Consider the following 17,030-nt stretch of genomic DNA (forward strand, 5'->3'; position numbering starts at 1 on the left):
ATCGAGGCTTCGCGATCGCCGGGAGAATTGAGTTGTCACAAACCTTGACAATTCAACCCTCCGATTTCTCTTTATTTTTCTGTCAAATGATGATAACATGTGCCTCAAAAATACGAGCTATTTTTTTATGAATTTAGAGTAAAGTTTTGGGCTAAAAAATAGTATTTTGAGGTTTAAACTTGAGTCCACAGAAAACTAGCGATAATTTATTTTTCAAAAAATATTGAAAAATTCCCCTACTTTTTTCCAGAAATGTTGTTAACCCGAACTTAACCCTCGGCCATCTCCAAGTCAATCTCAAAATACCTCTCAAAATCTTTGCGTGAAAATGTTTGAAGCGCTAGACCTATATGACAACGTACCCAAATCGGGGAAAAAATCACCGAAACGACCCGAGCGCCCTCCGAGGCGATCGCGCAAATCCCGCAAATCGATACCGATGTCCCCCGAACCGTTGAGCGTCAAACTGGCGCGGTTGGTGTTTTGGAGCTTTACGTTCTTATTGATGACGACCGTCGCCGCCACCGTCGGCGGCGTTCTAGCGCTGATCGATCCGAAAAATGCCCTGAGTCCCCAACAACTGCAAGCCCGACAAGCTGCCGAAAAATTGAAGGCGATCGCCCCCAATCGCGATTCGATGGGCTTTCCCCGCTTCGAGTTAGCCCGACCGATGACCCTGTTGGTGATGGGCGTCGATCCCCCCCTCGACGCTCCTGACGACCCCGAAGCCGTCTTTTCCGGACGCAGCGACACCTTACTCCTGGTCCGGCTCGATCCCGACCGCGAAAGCATCAGTTTACTGTCCGTTCCCCGGGATACCCGGGTCCGGTTGGGCGATCGCGGCTACGCCAAAATTAACGAAGCGAACTACCTCGGCGGAATTACCCTCACCTCCGAGGCGATCTCCGACCTGCTCGATGTCGAGATCGACCGCTACATCCGCATCGGAACTGGAGCCTTTCGCGAACTCGTGGATCTGCTCGGTGGCGTCGAGGTCTTCGTCCCCTACCCGATGTCCTACACCGATCGCACCCAACAACTCAAAATCGAACTCAAACCCGGCTGGCAGACCCTCAACGGACGACAATCCGAACATTTCGCCCGCTTTCGTAACGACGCTTACGGCGATATCGGACGCATTCAACGCCAACACTTACTCGTCGAAGCCCTACAGACGCGGCTGAGCGATCCGAGTGTTTTACCTCAAGTGTCTAAAGTTGTGCGAGTCATGCAGAAGTATATCAATACCAACTTGAGTCTGGAAGAACTGCTCGCCGCCGTCAAAATGGGATTGGGGCGATCGCCGGAAAGCTTGCAAATGGTGATGCTTCCCGGAAAAATCAGCGACGGACACGACAGCGATCGCAGTTATTGGATCGTCGATCGCCAAGGGCGCGATCGGGTCATGGCTCAATATTTCGGCAACGGCGACGAAACCGAGCGGCGATCGCCACCCGACGAACGCGCCCTAAAACGCCTCGATATCGCCGTTCAAAACGCCTCCGGCAACCCCCAAATCCCCCGCAAACTCTTACACGAGTTACAAAGACAAGGATTTAAAAACGTCTACGCGATCGAAGATTGGCCCGATCGCCAACCCCACAGCCAAATCATCGTCCAGAAAGGTGATTTAGAAAGTGCAAAAACCCTTCAAACCCTCTTAAAATTCCCTCGTTTAGAAACCAGTTCCACAGGCTACCTCGACTCCGATTTAACCCTTCGTATTGGCGAAGATGTAGAGAGGGGGGATTTTAGATTTTAGCCAAATCCGCAATTCATCTCTCGCTTTAAATCTCCCATTGAAGCGAGAGATGAATCGCAAGCCAATCTTTGTGCTACAATGTTCTGTCTGGTTGGAACACCAACTCCAAGCGCGACAATCAAGGTTCCTTTGAGGCTGACGTTACATCTTCAGCGACTTGGCTTCATACTCACTGGGAGGTTGAAAATCCTGTATAACTGGTGTTTGGATGCGGTCTTTGCTGAAGATACCTCCTGTCTTCGTGCCGAGAATGCGGCTCATAATGTCAGTCTCTTAAGGCGTTTGGCGTTGAATTTACTGCATCAGCAGCCTCCTGGTAAGGGCAGTTTCAAGATCGAGCGTTATCGTGTTCGGCTGGATAACTCCTTCCTGCTTGAGATTCTTAGCTATGCTTTCCCGGATTCCCATGCACAACATGGCTCTGAATTTTGATGCGTTTACCCTGCTCCAAGCTTAGCTCCGCTTGAGAGATAGAACTTGAGATTTATAGCATTTCTCACCAGCATGAGGTACACCCACTCACCCGGTCATTCCGGCGGAAGAGGAAATTCATTCCCCCAATTTTTACCTCATAGAATTGAAAATAGCTATATAATTATAGTCAATTTGGGATGCACCTCTTTCAACTTATCCAGAACGCACGTTGCGATCGTCAGCACCCCGCTCTAAAGAGACGGGGCTTCGTGCCTCTCCTTTAGTAGGGGCGTTTCGCGAAACGCCCCTACTCAGCCTAAGTCCTTTGAGGGCTACGTTATCGGCAAGCGTTAAAGCTCCTACCTGGGGATAAGGTGCCAGTCCCCTGCTCTAGAACCAAACAGTTAAACCGTCGTACGAGGGGTAAGACCGTGCGGTTTGGAAAGTACCGACCGATAACATTGGCGAGGCGCTATTACGCCGTGCACGTTAGGTGGCTCCGGCTAACAGGAGCGAGGGAAAAGTGTACCTCTTTTCGCTCCCCCCCACGAGGGGACGGCGATTAAAACCGCCCGTGTCGTTTTTCCTCCCTGCGCTCAAGCGACAGGGCTTCCAAACCTATCGGAGATTTTCCGTGAAAGGCAAGAAAGAAAAATTAAATAAAATAAGAGCGATAATTAGGGACGATCTCCCTTACAAGGAATCAAGGAAGAATTTTAATTTTTTAAGTCAAGAAATACAGAAAAAATACAATATTATTAATACCAAGAACGTTTCATCAAATAGCTACGATCCAATTGCTTTATCAATTATCGAACAACACTCAAATGGTTTAATATTAGATTGTGGTTCTGGGAAGCGTTCCACTTACTACAATAATGTGGTTAATTTTGAAATTGTGCCGTATGATACCACAGATGTTTTAGGGGTTGGGGAAGAGCTTCCTTTCAAAGATAACGTTTTTGATGCAGTCTTTTCTCTTGCCGTATTAGAGCATGTCAAAGATCCTTTTAAATGTGCATCTGAAATATCACGAGTTATGAAGCCTGGTGCAACGCTTTATTGTGTAGTTCCTTTCTTGCAACCCCTGCATGGCTATCCCAACCATTATTATAACATGAGTATGCAAGGGTTAAAAAACCTGTTTGATGACTTTTTGCATATCGAGAAACAAGAGGTAATAGCTAGTGGCTTGCCCATATGGACATTAACTTGGTTTTTGAAGAGTTGGTTAAGCGGCTTAGACCGTGATGCAAAAAATGAATTTCTTAGAATGACTGTTGCTGATTTGATTGGTAACCCAATAGACTATTTTGAACAAAAATTTGTCAAAGAACTTCCCATGGAAAAAAATATTGAACTGGCTTGTACTACAGCTCTAATAGCCAAAAAACCTCCTCTTGATAATCCATCAGATATTCAGCCTAACAATAGCTTCCAGTTGGACGAAAAAAAGCGTCGCTTGCTCCTCGCCCAGCTTTTTTCCGTATTTGATAAAAACTCACATTAAATGAAACCGATCGTGCGTTAAAGAACTGTGGGAAATCGCCTAACCTAGGGCGTGTCATCCACAGGGCAATCCGATACTCGAATAGGAGATCTGGTGAAGGAGTAGTCAGGCCAAGTGGAACACGTCAAAGGTCTCCGTGCCGCTTGGGACAATGACTATCTGCTCAAAGTCCTCTCTTCGATTTAGTATGCGATTGCCCTACTTGGGAATTTGGGGAGCCTTAGTAAAGGCGGGCAAGATGCCCGCCCCACAAAATCCTTGCCTAATTCAGCTCGAACCCATCGACCTGCAACACCGGACCGATCGCCGCCAAGGTCATCACATCATCGCGGATGCGACCGTTAACCTTAACCTTTTGACCCGGTTTCAACAAGTCCGAGGGGGCGCCTTCGTAAATTTCGTAAGTTTGACCGTCATCGGCGACCAACGCCCAAGCGCCCGTACCCATTTCGCGACGTTCGATCGTTCCGCTTAGCGATACACTCATGCCAATTTCTCCTCTCCTTTCAGCGCCAGACGGGCCAAGCCAAAGCACAATAATGCATTGACCAACAAGAACGCCCGGGCGCCCAAACCACTGCCGAGCCACAGTAACATCGGACCCGGGACGAGAACCGCACTAATCGCCAGACAGCTTGCCACACCGAGAGTCGTACCGATCGCGAAATTCTTCCACTGCGGGTGACCCAACAGCAGCACGATTAAAATCCCCGGAATCAGCACGCTCGCAAAAATCGGGTTGAACGCACTACTCCCTTGAATCGCCGTTCCCAATTCCGGCAGCGAACTGCCCATGACCCGCATCGGCCATTGGGGCAAATCGAAGATATAGAAACCGCGCAGGACGAACAAGCCGGAACTGCCGAAAATCAGGCCGCTTGCCATACTCCAAGTCCAGCCGAACGGGAAATAGGTTTTCAGCAACCACGCCAGCAAGTAAGACCCGAGCATCATCAGCAGTTTCGGGACTAAAGCGTAAACGCCGCCATCGATCCAGAAACCGGGATTGAGATAGCCATTATCGCGCAACCACCGGAAGAAGTCGCGGAAGTCGATTTTACCGTGCATCGCCAGTTGCACTGCATTCGCCGCATCGAGTTGACCCGCGCCAAAGTGGTTGAGGGGGTCGTCTTTAATCACTCGCGCCGATTGTTTGAGGATTTCGGCCACTTCGTCCGGGTCTTCGACGCCGGAGGCTTTGACTAAAGCGGCGACCCCGGCGACGTGGGGGGCGGCCATGCTGGTGCCTTGGAAGGCTTTAAAAACGCTGGTGGGACGGCGGGTATCCGGATCGATCGCGATCGTATTTTGGAGAATGCCGCCGGATTCGCCCTTACTGGTATCGCCACCGGGAGCGGAGATATCGACCCCCGCGCCAAAGTTAGAATAGGGAGCTTTTTGTCCGGTGGAGTCGATCGCCGCCACGCCGATGACGTGGGTGTACCGGGCCGGATAAGAGGCGGAATTGCGATTTTCGTTCCCTGCGGCGGCCACGACGACCACGCCTTTCTCGTGGGCATAGGCGATCGCCTCTTTCATCGCTTGACTTTCGCCCGCGCCGCCGAGACTCATATTAATGACATCGGCGCCGTTATTGGCGGCGAATTTGATTGCTTCGGCAATATCGCCGATGTTGCCGCCTCCACCTGCAGAGAGGACTTTGAGGGGCATGATTTTAGCTTCGTAAGCGATTCCGGCGACCCCGTAATTGTTATTGGTCGTTTGGGCGATCGTTCCGGCGACGTGGGTACCGTGTCCGTTGTCGTCGTCGGCGAGTTCGCGATCGTTGACAAAGTCGTAGCCTTTGACAAATTGGGTGTCTTTGAGGTCGGGAACTTTAGAAACTCCCGTATCGATCGCGGCAACTGTAATCCCGTTGCCTTTGGTATTTTCCCAAGCTTTTTCGAGGTTGATACTGCGGAAATTCCACTGTTGACCGTAGAGCGGATCGTTGGGAATAGTGAGAGCTTTGTACTGATAATCCGGCTCGATATACTCGGTGTACTTCGAGAGGTCGGATTTTTTGAGGGTTTTCAGCAGTTGGCGATCGCCCTCGACAATATAAAAGTTGTCCTCCCGGGAAAATTCGCTGTTGAGGCGGGCTTTGACCCCGTAGCGATCGCCGAGTTGGTCGAGTTGTCGTTCGACTTGTCCGGCGGCGAGATCTTCGCGAAAATCCAAGACAATTGCATCGAACGTGCCTTGGTTTGCCAGACCTTTGAAGTTGAACAACGCCCAACTCAGCCCTACTAAAAATAAGGCGAGTAAGAATATTTTTTTCATATTCGATTAACCTTAGCGCTGGTTATTTCACCACCATAACTCAACCCAGCTCCAATCCGTCGGGACGATTTCGGGATCGTCAGTGGCGATCGCGGGTCTGCCCCTGTGGGTTAGAATGATTTCCCGAACCGATGGCAGCGCGATCGCCCGGTTTTGAGCCTTAGCTCCCCCTGGGGGGTCGGCAACGACGGCAATTTGACGCGATCGCCACTTTTACGCCCTGGTCGATTTCCTTTGCCGTTGCTGTCCCTTGTCCTCTCGTCTCCCCCGCTCCCACACCTCGGCCAACCACTCACTCGACCGACATTGTTGCTCGAACCGCAAACCATCCTTATGACCTCTCGCCGCTCTCAATCATTTCCGGACAACCTTTTACGTCGTATCCTCGCTGGTTTAATCGATTATTTACTCTTAATTTCAATCTGTTGGTTTGGCTTAGGTCTTCAATTTAATATCGGGGTTACTGGGTTATTTGCGGACAGTCAAGTGGTCACCTTAAACGAGCCTCGAAACCTGTTCGTGATTTACCTAATTCTGGTTGCTTATTTGTCCCTGGGGGAATCCTTCCTCGGCTTTACCCTCGGAAAGTTTATCTTTCAGGCCGAAGTCGTGACAGTACGGGGACATCGCCCCAGTTTGGTGCAAGCGGCCCTTCGCAATCTATTCAAACCCTTTGATTTGTTGTTATTGCTCTCGCCAATTTTGCTCTCGCCGAAGTATCAAACCCTCGGCGATCGCTTTGCCAAAACCCTCGTGATTAAAAGGAACGCGGCGGTTCCGACGATTCCGAGTAACAAATATTCCCTCAGTCCGCAAAAAATCGTCGGTTGGATTCTCTTAGCCGTCGCGATCGTTAATTTGACAATTTGGTTTTATTTTGTCAGCACTTATTTTCCCGAAACCAAAGCCACGGCGAGGGCGACCAATACTTATTTCATGAGATTGGAAAAAGGATTTGAGATCGACAACTTAGAATCGGCCTACACCACCTCATCGAGCCGCTTACAAGCCGAAGAAACTTTAGAAAGCTTTCAACAACGCTTGTTAGGCAATCCGGGATTGCAGTTTTTATTAGAGAATCGAGAAGATATCAACTTTTATCGCTGGGAGTTTAAAGAGGACATCGCGATGTTATTCGGTGAGATTGATAAAGAGTTTAAAATTACCGTCGTTCTCGATCGCGAAAATCAACAGTGGAAATTTCTCTCGGGAAGCGTCGAACCGATCGAAAACCCGCAAGATTTATGGAACAAACCCAATGAAATCCCAGCAGGAGAGCAAGAAAGCATCGATTAACTCGATTCACCGCCGTGGGGGTGCGATCGCCTAATCCGATGCGACCAAGGCCCGGGCCAATTCGCAAAAGCCCCACCCTTCCGGTTGTCCGGTCACGTAAGCGGGTTGGTGGGTCAGGCGGGTGGTGTAGTCGAGGACGTTCGCCACGCCGACGGAGAGCTGAAAATAGTGCGGGTCGAACAAACTTTCGTCATTGGGACTGTCCCCGACGGTAACGACGCAATCCGGGGAATGGTCGGGAAAATAGCGCGACAGGACCGAGAGTAAGCCTTGAGCTTTATCTTGACCGAGGGGGCGGATGTGGCACTGCACGGAACTATAGGTAAAATCCCACCCCAATTCACGACAGCGCAGTTTAAGTGAGTGTAACGCTCGGGTGGTCAATCCTTGCACGTCAAACGTCCAATCCGTGAGGCGAAAGGGGTTGTCCGACGATTCGCAAAGGTCGGGAAACTGTCGTTGAAGTTCGGCGAAGACGGCGGCGAGCTGTTGGCGATGACCGGGGAGATCTACAATAGGGGTTAATAAGGTGGATTCGCCATTGGCCGCATAAAAAATACCGCCATTTTCGGCGATCGCCCCTGCAATCGGCAGTAACTGACTCAACCCATTGACCCAACCCGCCGACCGTCCGGTAACGATGAGTGTAGCGATCGCGCGATCTCTTAATGCTTCTAAAACTTCGAGTAATTCCCCACTCAGTTGACCGTTGCAGGTGAGGGTTCCGTCCATATCGGTAGCGACCAAACGCACGGATTGCAAACGAGATTGGGCGATCGCCTCGGATAAGGGCAAACAAGACATTATTGATTTTAAAGATTTTGTATGTACGGGCCAGAGCGTGACCAACTGACAGACCTCGATTTTAAACTAAAGTCAGGTTTCGCTAAAGGTGGGAGTCAAATTTTCAAGGGCCAATACTTGCAAATTTATTGAAAAATAGCGAAACGAGTGTCAGTTTTGGGCGAGTCTGCTCCCCGGCTTTATGCTTGGAGGATAGCAACCATTGCCGCTCCTTTTTTGAACTCGGGCGATCCGCCTCCGGCGTCGCGTTGCGATCGCGCGACAGGCGCCGACCCGGCGAGTCCTCCGGAACTCGAACGGATGGTCACTGTCGTTATCGTACTTCTACAGCTAGGTCATCGGTACGAATTGCCCTCGGGCGATCGGCTTCCAGGGGTTATAGTGCTTAAGAGGAGGAGGGAGGCATCGACCATGAAAGATTGAGTCTTACGGGGCAAATTCCCCCATCACGTTTGAGGGATGCACCGAAACTGCCCGTCGGATCGGGGGCATTCTAAAAGTGAAACTCCAGCGTGCTTGTATGAAGGAGAACTAATGACAAACTCTCATATCCTCGTTCCATCGACTTTGGCACAGACTCCTACTCCGAATCAGCCCGCCGAGGCCAAGCTCTCTTCAGATAAGATCTGGATGGGGGTTTCGGGAGTATTGTTGCTGTTATTAATTGGCTTTGCGGTTTTTTCTAAACTTAGCATCGACAAGCTCAATAAAAAGATCAAGTTCGATGATTTCAAAAATCGCGAACTCCAGAAAAAACTGAAAATGGCCCTCGCCACCATTACCAAAATGGAGAAGAACCCCGATTTGATTCACTCTCGGGAGTTCAACTTAGATTATTTGCGAATGCGGATGGAAGAAGAAAACTTCCACTTTGCCATTGTCAACCAAATTAAGGTCAAAGTTAAGGAAAAAATCTCTGTCGCCTTGCGTCCGAATGCCGAAAACCGAGGCACGGGTCGGCAAGTAGACGAAGTGTTTGACGTGGAATATCAACTCGGAGAAATTGCCAAATCAGGGAAACGGGTGTTATTCCGGATTCAAATTAAACTGACGAAATTACCGACCCAAGCCACCTCGAAAACGATCAGTCAAATTATCGACTGTTTGGAAACCTACTTGAGTGCCCGCGAGGATCACGATACCTGGCAACCGACGATTCAAGGACGAGTGGCTTACATCCACTGGGACCAAAAAGCGAAACCGACTCCCTTGCTCGTTCTCGAACAGTCCAACGAAGGGGTAAACGTTACCTTCCGTACCAACACCCGACGGGGAGCGGCGAAAGCGGCGGCAGCAGGGGAAATGACCTCGATTGGCAAACCTCCAATGACTGGAAATACTTCGATGTCGGGGCGCACCGCCAATGGCAGGGGGGCAGGCGGTGGCAATACCCGCATTCGACGATCGCGCTCGACGGGACGCCGTTAAATATGGTTAACGCTTTCAACTTTAAGGTAAAGTGGCGATCGCCTCAGCTCGCATTAAACGCCCGTCCTCCATGCGCACGATGCGATCGCCCACATCGAGAATGCGGTGGTCGTGGGTGACGAGCAGAATCGCTGTTTGTTGTTCTTTGGCCAAACGTTGCATGATTTCGACGATATCTCGCCCGGATTTACTGTCGAGAGCGGCGGTTGGTTCGTCTGCCAAAATGAGTTGGGGATGACTGACTAAAGCGCGGGCAATGGCGACGCGCTGTTTTTGACCGCCTGAAAGTTTCTCCGGATAATAGTCGATTCGATCGCCCAATCCCACAGCTTCGAGCATGGTTGCCGCTCGTTCGGATAACTCCTTATCCGTCAAGCTGTCCGCATGTAGTTGTAAGGACATTTGCACGTTTTGACAGGCCGTGAGCGAGTGCAGCAAGTTATGACCTTGAAAAATATAACCGATCTGCCGCCGAACGGAGACTAATCGTTCCGTCGGTGCGTCGCACAACTGATTTCCCAAGACTTCAATACTCCCATTTTGAGGCGATCGCAATGCCCCGATTAAGGTTAGCAAGGTCGTTTTCCCCGATCCCGACGGTCCCATCATCAAGACGATTTCGCCGGGATGAATTTTAAGTTGAATATTAAATAAAATCTGTTTTCTTAAATCTCCTTGACCGAAATAATGATCCAACTTTTTAATATTGACGACAGCAGAGGTAAAAGGTTTCATTTATTTTGTGGGGTTTACAATTGGGGAAGGAGGAGAGTTTTAAGGAAAGGTAAAAGATTATTTTTTTATATAGCAGTTCTTTGTAAAATTACAAAATACCCGTAAGGACACGGCATTGCCGTGTTCTTACAAACCATTCATTTTACAACAAGATTATTTTACAACAAGATTGAGGATGGCTATACAGCAGTTTTCGCTGTTGGGCGGTACATTTCGATCCCCCTAAATCCCCCTTAATAAGGTGGATTTAGGGGGATTTAAGGGGGGTAGGGGGATCTTTGCCTCTTGTACCTCATGACAGCGCCAATTGCTGTACATTGGCGATCGCCTCAACCGATCGATGTTTGCGATCGATTCAAATATCCCTCAAAACATCTGCCTTTAAAAAATATCTGCCGGATCGGCGGCGCCTAATTTACGTACTGCGATCGCCCCTGAAATGGCACACATAACTAATGTCAAACAAAACACGAATAAAGCCCGAGAAGCCGTCATGTAAACCGGGAGTCGAGTGGCATTCTGAGTTAAAGAATAGAGGAAAAAACTACATAATGAAAATCCTGGGAAATAGCCCAAAATAGCTAAAATTAATGCTTCTTGAAACACCACACTTAAAAAATACAAATCTCGATATCCCATCGCCTTGAGCGTAGCATATTCCGCCAAGTGATCCGAAACATCGGTGTAGAGAATCTGATAAACGATGACGATACCGACAATAAAACCCATCGCCACACCCAAGCCGAAAATAAAGCCGATCGCCGTACTCGTCGCCCAATAGTCCTGCTCGAACTCGATAAACCCTTGATGAGTCAAAACCCGCACGTCTTCCGGTAAATAGTCATCAATTTTTTGGCGAACTTTTTCCGGATCGGCTCCCGGTTTGAGCTGAATTAAGCCGACATCAATTTGACCGTAATCGCGCTCTTCAAATAAGCGAATAAAATTCAAATCACTAGTGATAATATTGCCGTCGGCAGCAAAAGAAGCCCCCATCGAAAATAAGCCGCGAACCTGAATCCGGCGCATCCCCACTTCGGTTTCGACAGAACCTTTCTCGGCGAGTAAATCGGGAATGGGGCCAAATTCCGGGCGAGAATCGCGATCGAACAGCACCACATCTTGCAGTTTTATTTTGTCCAAATGCTGGTTAACTTCCGGCATTGTTAAAGCAGGTTTGTTGGGATTAAAACCCATCACCAGAATGGAGCGATCGTTTTTCTCTACCGGATTTTTCCAATTAATCAATCCCAGATATAACGGGTCGATCGATTCGACTTCTTCAAAGGCTAAAACTTGATACAAACGCCGCCATGAAAACGACTGCATGGCAATTAACGCCTCGGACTTCGGATCGATCAAGACCAAATCAGTGTTGAGATTTTGATGCATTCGAGTGGAACTGTCGAAGAGGGCGTCGCGAAAGCCCAGTTGCATGAACATCAAGGTATTGGCAAAACTAATCCCCGCTAAGGCGACGAACAAGCGACTTTTTTCGCGGGTCAGTTGGCACCAAGCGAGGGGAATTTTGTGACGGAACATGATTTCAAACAACTAGGGTGAGTTTAGATGAAAGAGATCGAATTTTCACTTGAAATTTTCAAGTGAAATTTTCAAGTGAATCGGATTGAAAACGATTAATTTTCTTGGGGGGTGAGGGTGGCAATTTCGACGCTGACTTGCAAGTTGGTCAAGCTGGCGACGCGATCGCTATGTTCGGGATCGAGGCGGATTTTGACTTCGATCACGCGCACGTCTACATCGGCGGCGGGGTCGGTATCGAGGATATCTTTTTTGCCAATTTTTAAGCCGACCGTCTCCACCGTCCCTTGCAATTCCCCCTCAAAAGCGTCGCTGGAAATGGTCGCCCGTTGACCGACGCGGACGTTTTTGATGTCGGTTTCGTAGACTTCGGCGACGGCGTACATGCGATCGGTGCGACCGAGTTCGACGATCCCGAGATCGCCGACGGTTTCGCCGGGGCGGGTGTGGATTGTCATGACGCGACCGTCAATCGGGGATCGCACGTATGCTTCGTCGAGGCGCGCTTGGGCTTCTTTCACCCCCGCGATCGCGCGATCGACCTCGGCTTGTGCGGCTTGGACGTCCACCGTTCGCACTTCGGCGATACTCTCTAACGTCGATTCGGCTTGTTTTTTATCCTGTTCGCGGGTCACCACGATCCGGTCTAAATTCACCCGGGATTCGGCGATCTGTTCCCGTCCGGTACTGCGGATTTGCTCTAGAATGGCGCGGGCTTCGTTGAGTTGTTCCCGTCCGGTGGCTTCGATGCGGGCTAAGGCGGCTTTGGCTTCTTCAATTTGCTTGCGTCCGGTCACTTCCAGGCGTTGCAAGTTGGCGCTGGCTTCTTCGAGTTGCTTGTCTCCGGTAGCTCGAATTTCGTCTAAAATCGCGTAAGCTTCTTTCACTTCTTGCAAGCTGGTTTCGAGGTCCAAGCGTTTGGAGTCGAATAGGGATTCGCTGACGACCCCTTCGCGATAGAGATTTTGATAGCGCTGGTATTCGGCGCTGGCGTTGCGTAATTGGGCTTCGAGACGGGCGACGGTCGTAGTTTGGGCGGCGATCCGACCTTGTAATTCGGCGCGGAGGCGATCGAGGGTGGCGCGGGCTGCGGTAACGTCCCCTTGAAATTGGGCTTCGAGGCGGGCAATTTGAGCGTTTTGGGCAACGCGATCTTCTTGTAACTGGGCTTCGAGACGGGAGATCGTGGCTTGTTGGGCGCTCAGATCCCCTTGAAGTTGGGCTTCGAGGCGGGAGATCGTGGCTTGTTGGGCGGCGATTTCCGTGGGGAGTTGGGCGTTCAAACGGGCGATCGCCGCTTCTTGGGCGGCGATGTCTCCGGCTTTGGCCCCGGCCCTGACTTGTCCTAATTGGGCTTGGGCGATTTGCACTTGCTGTTTGGCGATGTCGAGGGCGGCGGTGAGGCGGTTGCGACTGTCCATAATGGCGATCGCCTGGTTTTTGCGGACGCGATCGCCTTCTTCGACGAGCAGTTTTTCCAAGCGTTCGCCTTCAAAAGACATCGGCGCGGTCAGTTGGACGATTTCGCCTTCCGGTTCCAACCGTCCCAAGGCACTCACGGTATACATTTGGGTCGTTCGGGTTTTGGAATCGGTCCCGACGGTCGGGCGATTGTCACTGAGGGGATTGAATTGCAACAGGGTGTACAGGGAAATGCCCCCGGTAACGACGGCGCCGACCGTGGCGATCGCCACCAACCAGCCCGGGATAAAACTTTTGGGGACTTCCGAGGTGGGATCGACGGGCAAACGGTTATTTCTGCCCACGGGGGTCGAGAGGAAGTCTGTAGGGTTGGGTTCTCTTCCTTTTGAATTCAGTTGAGGTCCTCGTTCGCCTGTGGGTGGAGATTCGGGAGCCATGGGTTTAGCTCACCCCTCGTGGGCTTAAAAGTTAATCTGTATTTTCATCTTAAGGGGTCAGACCCCCGATTTTCACCCCCGCGATCGGAAAATGGCCACAAATTTCGACGAATCGAGACGGGCGATTCTCCTCTGGAGACCCTTCGCGAACCCCCCGAAGATGGCATTTTTCCAGCAAAAAACCAAGCCTCGGACGGGCTTGGTTGTCGGGATCTAGGGCGGGGTCTCGATTAACTGACCCGGGCAGAGATCGCGCGATCGACCATTTCCAAGGCGCGATCGATTTCGGCTTCGGTGACGATCGCCGGAGGGACGAAGCGCACCACTTTCGGTCCCGCCGGGACTAAGAGCAAACCTTCGGCGATCGCCGCTTTGACGATCTCGATCGAGGTGACCTCCGACTCGGCGGCAATTTCGATCCCGTCGATCAATCCCCAACCGCGTACTTCGACGAATAACTGCGGGTAGCGATCGGCGATCGCCTGCAAGCCCGCACGCAACTGTTCCCCCCGTTTGAGGGCATTTTCGACCAGATTTTCCCGTTCCAGAGTTTCGCAGACCGCCAAGGCGACCCCGCAAGCAAAGGGGTTCCCGCCAAAGGTACTGGCATGATCTCCGGGCTCGAAGACATCGCACGACGACTTACACAGCAGCGCCCCGATGGGAATCCCGCCGCCCAATCCTTTCGCCGAGGTGAAGATATCCGGTTCGATTCCGAGGTGTTCGTATCCCCAGAGTTTGCCACTGCGACCCATGCCGACCTGCACTTCGTCTAGAATTAACAAAATGCCTTTCTCGTCGCACAGTTGCCGGACCTTTTGGAAGTAGGCGCGATCGCCAGGACGGACACCCCCTTCTCCTTGTAACGGTTCGAGTAAAATGGCCGCCACCCGGCGTTTTTCGCCGCCGTCGAGTTCGGCGATCGCCGCCGCGATCGCCTCGAAATCGTTATAGGGGACGTAGTGAAAACCGGGCACTAAGGGGTTGAAGTTTTTCTGATATTTCGGCTGTCCCGTCGCCGTAATCGTCGCCAGGGTCCGCCCGTGAAAACTGGCGTTGGCCGTTAAAATCACGGGTTCGTCGATGTTTAAGACCGTATGGGCGTACTTACGGCTTAATTTAATCGCCCCTTCGTTCGCTTCCGCCCCGGAATTGCAGAAAAACGCGCGATCGGCGCAGGAGCGATCGACCAGCCATTTCGCCAGCTCCCCTTGTTCGCGAATGTAATATAAATTCGAGACGTGGTGCAGTTTTTGAATCTGACGGTTGACTGCTTCCACCATCGCCGGATGGGCGTGACCGAGGGTACAGGTGGCAATCCCCGCCACGAAATCGAGGTATTCTTTGCCGTCGCTATCCCACACCCGACACCCTCGACCGCGTTCGAGGGCGATCGCGAAACGCCCGTAAGTTTTCATCACCACGCGATCGAACTCGTCCGCATCGAAAGGGGTGTTCTCTACCGCCGGATTGTCTAACACACTCTCTGGACTCATGAGCATCCCAAAAATAAAAACTGAATTGACCTATTCTAAACCGGGTCGATTTTGGGATCTGGAGAGGTTAGCAGATTTGTATGAGCGATCGATCGCCAATCAAGGTCTCGTGGGGATGTTAGGCATTTTTGCCCAAGATATGGTTTTGACGATCTACTTCGAGTCTCGATAAGTACGATGTTTCAAATAGTCATAAAATTCTTGGTGATTTATGTCGGTGGGACTCCCGGCGATCGTAAAGCGATCGCTAAAATCTTCCATCCAGTCTTCCCTAGAATTCGGCTGGAATCTCAAAGGTATTTTCTTGTCGTTGACAAAATTCGCGCGTGCCTTCCTTTGTAAACCTGAAAGCATAACCGATACCTTCCATTTTACCTTTATCTCGATAGTAAGGGATAGCATCTTCTAGAGAATCCAACAAAACGATCGATTCTGACTCATCTCCAGAACAATACTCTAAGGCAGTCTTACAGGCATACCAGAGCAACCAAAAACCTACTGGATCTACTCAACGTTTTTGTGTTATTTGAGATTCGACATTATGAATATAGACAAATTCTGGCTCGTCACAGGGGTAAGGATATATGGCAAATCTAATCAGACCCATTAGATGGTTCCGATACTCCATTTTAATGATTGCTTCACAATCAAAATCAGACCGAGCCCAAAAAGTAACCCATTCACAAGTCCAATCCTGGGGCATATCGCTTTGACGAGCTTCACTCAATACAGCTCGACGTAAAGTCCCTTGTCGATCGCGCACGTCAACATAAAAACGAGGAAGTCCGGATTTACCCTGTTCGATATTACTCATGAGATCGGATCTAATTTCTTAAAAACGGCATTTTTTGCCCGATCGGTGCGAGTAATGTACCAAAAGCTAAGATAAATAACCATAAAATAGGCAATTTTTCCTAAATTGCCACTCAACTTAAATAGGGGTGAACAGTTGCCCGGTAGCGGGTCTGATGAGCGCGCTACGGACTCCCGACTCAGCTTTCCCCTTCCTGGGCCGACGGTTTCGATTTATCGAATCGAGATAACTTAAATGACGTGCGATGATTCGGCGCTGGGGTATTGTCGGGCCCTTTGCCGCCATAATAGTTTTTCTGCCATTCTAGGGGAGTGCGATCGCGGCGCTGGTTGAATGAATTGCGCGATTGATGCCACTGATAATAATCTTGCTTCAATTTTGGGTCGCTTTCCATCGAGACAAACCCCGCATCGAAGCGTTCGAGTAAATCCATCGGATAGGGAACCAACATACAAATCGGATCCCCTTTGCTAAACTTCACCGGAATATCTTTTTCGACGATCTTCCAATTCATCGTAAAACTATAAGGAGACCAGTCCGTTTCGATCGCCCCGTCCAAAGGCGCCGCATTGAATTTGAAAAAATTCGTCGCCCCGCGTACCATCAACCCAATTCCCGGCGGCGTCCGAAACAGCCACGGCAGGGAAAAAGTGAGGATTCCCGAACCGAAGTGAGACGCAATCAATTTTTCATAGGGCGTCCCTTCTTCCTTAAACCGGATGGCGATCGAATTGAGATAATGCATTTGTCCGTTCCAGACCGCCTCGAAGTCCGTCGGACAGCGCACGATCCAACCCATCTGATTCGCCATCACTAAAGGCAAACAACGATAAGCAAATCCGTGGGGGATCCGATCCATCCATTCTCGCCGTGGCGGTGCAGGTTCGATGGTCCAGCCCTCCGTCGAACTAATCGGATAGGCTTTAATTTCATACCGACTTCGATCCTCTGGCGATGGCGCTGGCGCCGGGGGATTCTGGGCTTGCGGTTGCCACTCCAAAGTCGCTTGCTGGCCGTCTTTAAGGGTAATTTTCAACGGCGGTAGGGTGATATGTATGGTTTGATTCGGTTCGGCCAAAATAGTTCT

16 protein-coding genes are annotated in these 17,030 nt (G+C 50.5%); 5 read left to right on the forward strand and 11 right to left on the reverse strand.

The genetic code is table 11. From position 1 onward, the window contains the following. Positions 1–439: 439 nt before the first annotated feature. From JJD41_RS17895 to JJD41_RS24965, 3 genes are all read left to right on the forward strand, one after another. On the forward strand, positions 440–1,762 hold the full coding sequence (locus tag JJD41_RS17895) for an LCP family protein (protein ID WP_200668864.1): 1,323 nt from the start codon (positions 440–442) through the stop codon (positions 1,760–1,762). Between the two features lie 180 nt (positions 1,763–1,942). Continuing rightward, positions 1,943–2,194, forward strand: coding sequence for a hypothetical protein (locus JJD41_RS17900; protein ID WP_234488900.1), 252 nt, complete (start codon positions 1,943–1,945; stop codon positions 2,192–2,194). 616 nt (positions 2,195–2,810) lie between these two features. Beyond that, positions 2,811–3,686: a class I SAM-dependent methyltransferase gene (locus JJD41_RS24965; RefSeq protein ID WP_200668866.1), complete on the forward strand. Its 876-nt coding sequence runs from the start codon at positions 2,811–2,813 to the stop codon at positions 3,684–3,686. A gap of 262 nt (positions 3,687–3,948) precedes the next feature. Here JJD41_RS24965 and JJD41_RS17910 read toward each other — a convergent pair whose 3' ends face one another. Both JJD41_RS17910 and JJD41_RS17915 read right to left on the reverse strand, forming a co-directional pair. Further along, a complete protein-coding gene (locus tag JJD41_RS17910) occupies positions 3,949–4,173 on the reverse strand; it encodes a hypothetical protein (RefSeq protein ID WP_200668867.1) in 225 nt (74 codons plus the stop codon). After that, complete coding sequence (locus JJD41_RS17915) at positions 4,170–5,969, reverse strand: S8 family peptidase (protein WP_200668868.1); 1,800 nt, start codon at positions 5,967–5,969, stop codon at positions 4,170–4,172. The genes JJD41_RS17910 and JJD41_RS17915 overlap by 4 nt, the downstream gene beginning before the upstream one ends. A 333-nt stretch (positions 5,970–6,302) precedes the next feature. Between JJD41_RS17915 and JJD41_RS17920 the strand changes: the two genes are divergently transcribed. Further along, positions 6,303–7,265, forward strand: coding sequence for an RDD family protein (locus JJD41_RS17920; protein WP_200668869.1), 963 nt, complete (start codon positions 6,303–6,305; stop codon positions 7,263–7,265). Between the two features lie 30 nt (positions 7,266–7,295). Here the strand turns inward: JJD41_RS17920 and JJD41_RS17925 are convergent, their stop codons facing one another. Next, complete coding sequence (locus tag JJD41_RS17925) at positions 7,296–8,069, reverse strand: HAD-IIB family hydrolase (protein WP_200668870.1); 774 nt, start codon at positions 8,067–8,069, stop codon at positions 7,296–7,298. A 179-nt stretch (positions 8,070–8,248) separates the two neighbouring features. Beyond that, positions 8,249–8,377, reverse strand: coding sequence for a hypothetical protein (locus JJD41_RS25425; RefSeq protein WP_255547350.1), 129 nt, complete (start codon positions 8,375–8,377; stop codon positions 8,249–8,251). Between the two features lie 226 nt (positions 8,378–8,603). Between JJD41_RS25425 and JJD41_RS17930 the strand changes: the two genes are divergently transcribed. Next, on the forward strand, positions 8,604–9,497 hold the full coding sequence (locus JJD41_RS17930; RefSeq protein WP_234488901.1) for a hypothetical protein: 894 nt from the start codon (positions 8,604–8,606) through the stop codon (positions 9,495–9,497). A 21-nt stretch (positions 9,498–9,518) separates the two neighbouring features. Here the strand turns inward: JJD41_RS17930 and JJD41_RS17935 are convergent, their stop codons facing one another. The 7 genes from JJD41_RS17935 to JJD41_RS17965 all read right to left on the reverse strand — a co-directional run bounded on the left by JJD41_RS17935 (position 9,519) and on the right by JJD41_RS17965 (position 17,021). Further along, the gene (locus JJD41_RS17935; RefSeq protein ID WP_200668871.1) at positions 9,519–10,232 is read right to left on the reverse strand and encodes a DevA family ABC transporter ATP-binding protein; all 714 of its coding nucleotides are present in this window, start codon (positions 10,230–10,232) and stop codon (positions 9,519–9,521) included. A 381-nt stretch (positions 10,233–10,613) separates the two neighbouring features. Then, complete coding sequence (gene devC, locus JJD41_RS17940; protein WP_200668872.1) at positions 10,614–11,774, reverse strand: ABC transporter permease DevC; 1,161 nt, start codon at positions 11,772–11,774, stop codon at positions 10,614–10,616. A 95-nt stretch (positions 11,775–11,869) separates the two neighbouring features. After that, complete coding sequence (locus JJD41_RS17945; RefSeq protein ID WP_200668873.1) at positions 11,870–13,633, reverse strand: ABC exporter membrane fusion protein; 1,764 nt, start codon at positions 13,631–13,633, stop codon at positions 11,870–11,872. A 230-nt stretch (positions 13,634–13,863) separates the two neighbouring features. Further along, entirely contained in the window at positions 13,864–15,129 is a 1,266-nt protein-coding gene (locus JJD41_RS17950) for an aspartate aminotransferase family protein (protein WP_200668874.1), read from the reverse strand. Between the two features lie 153 nt (positions 15,130–15,282). Next, a complete protein-coding gene (locus JJD41_RS24970; protein WP_234488902.1) occupies positions 15,283–15,423 on the reverse strand; it encodes a hypothetical protein in 141 nt (46 codons plus the stop codon). Between the two features lie 214 nt (positions 15,424–15,637). Next, on the reverse strand, positions 15,638–15,943 hold the full coding sequence (locus tag JJD41_RS17960) for a hypothetical protein (RefSeq protein ID WP_200668876.1): 306 nt from the start codon (positions 15,941–15,943) through the stop codon (positions 15,638–15,640). Positions 15,944–16,121: 178 nt separating this feature from the next. After that, positions 16,122–17,021 carry a DUF6065 family protein gene (locus JJD41_RS17965; protein ID WP_200668877.1) on the reverse strand — a complete coding sequence of 300 codons (900 nt, stop codon included), beginning with the start codon at positions 17,019–17,021 and terminating at the stop codon, positions 16,122–16,124. Positions 17,022–17,030: the final 9 nt, after the last annotated feature.

Origin of the sequence: Oxynema mangrovii CENA135 (genome assembly GCF_016632315.1) — a bacterium.
Classification (GTDB): Bacteria; Cyanobacteriota; Cyanobacteriia; order Cyanobacteriales; family Laspinemataceae; genus Oxynema; species Oxynema aestuarii.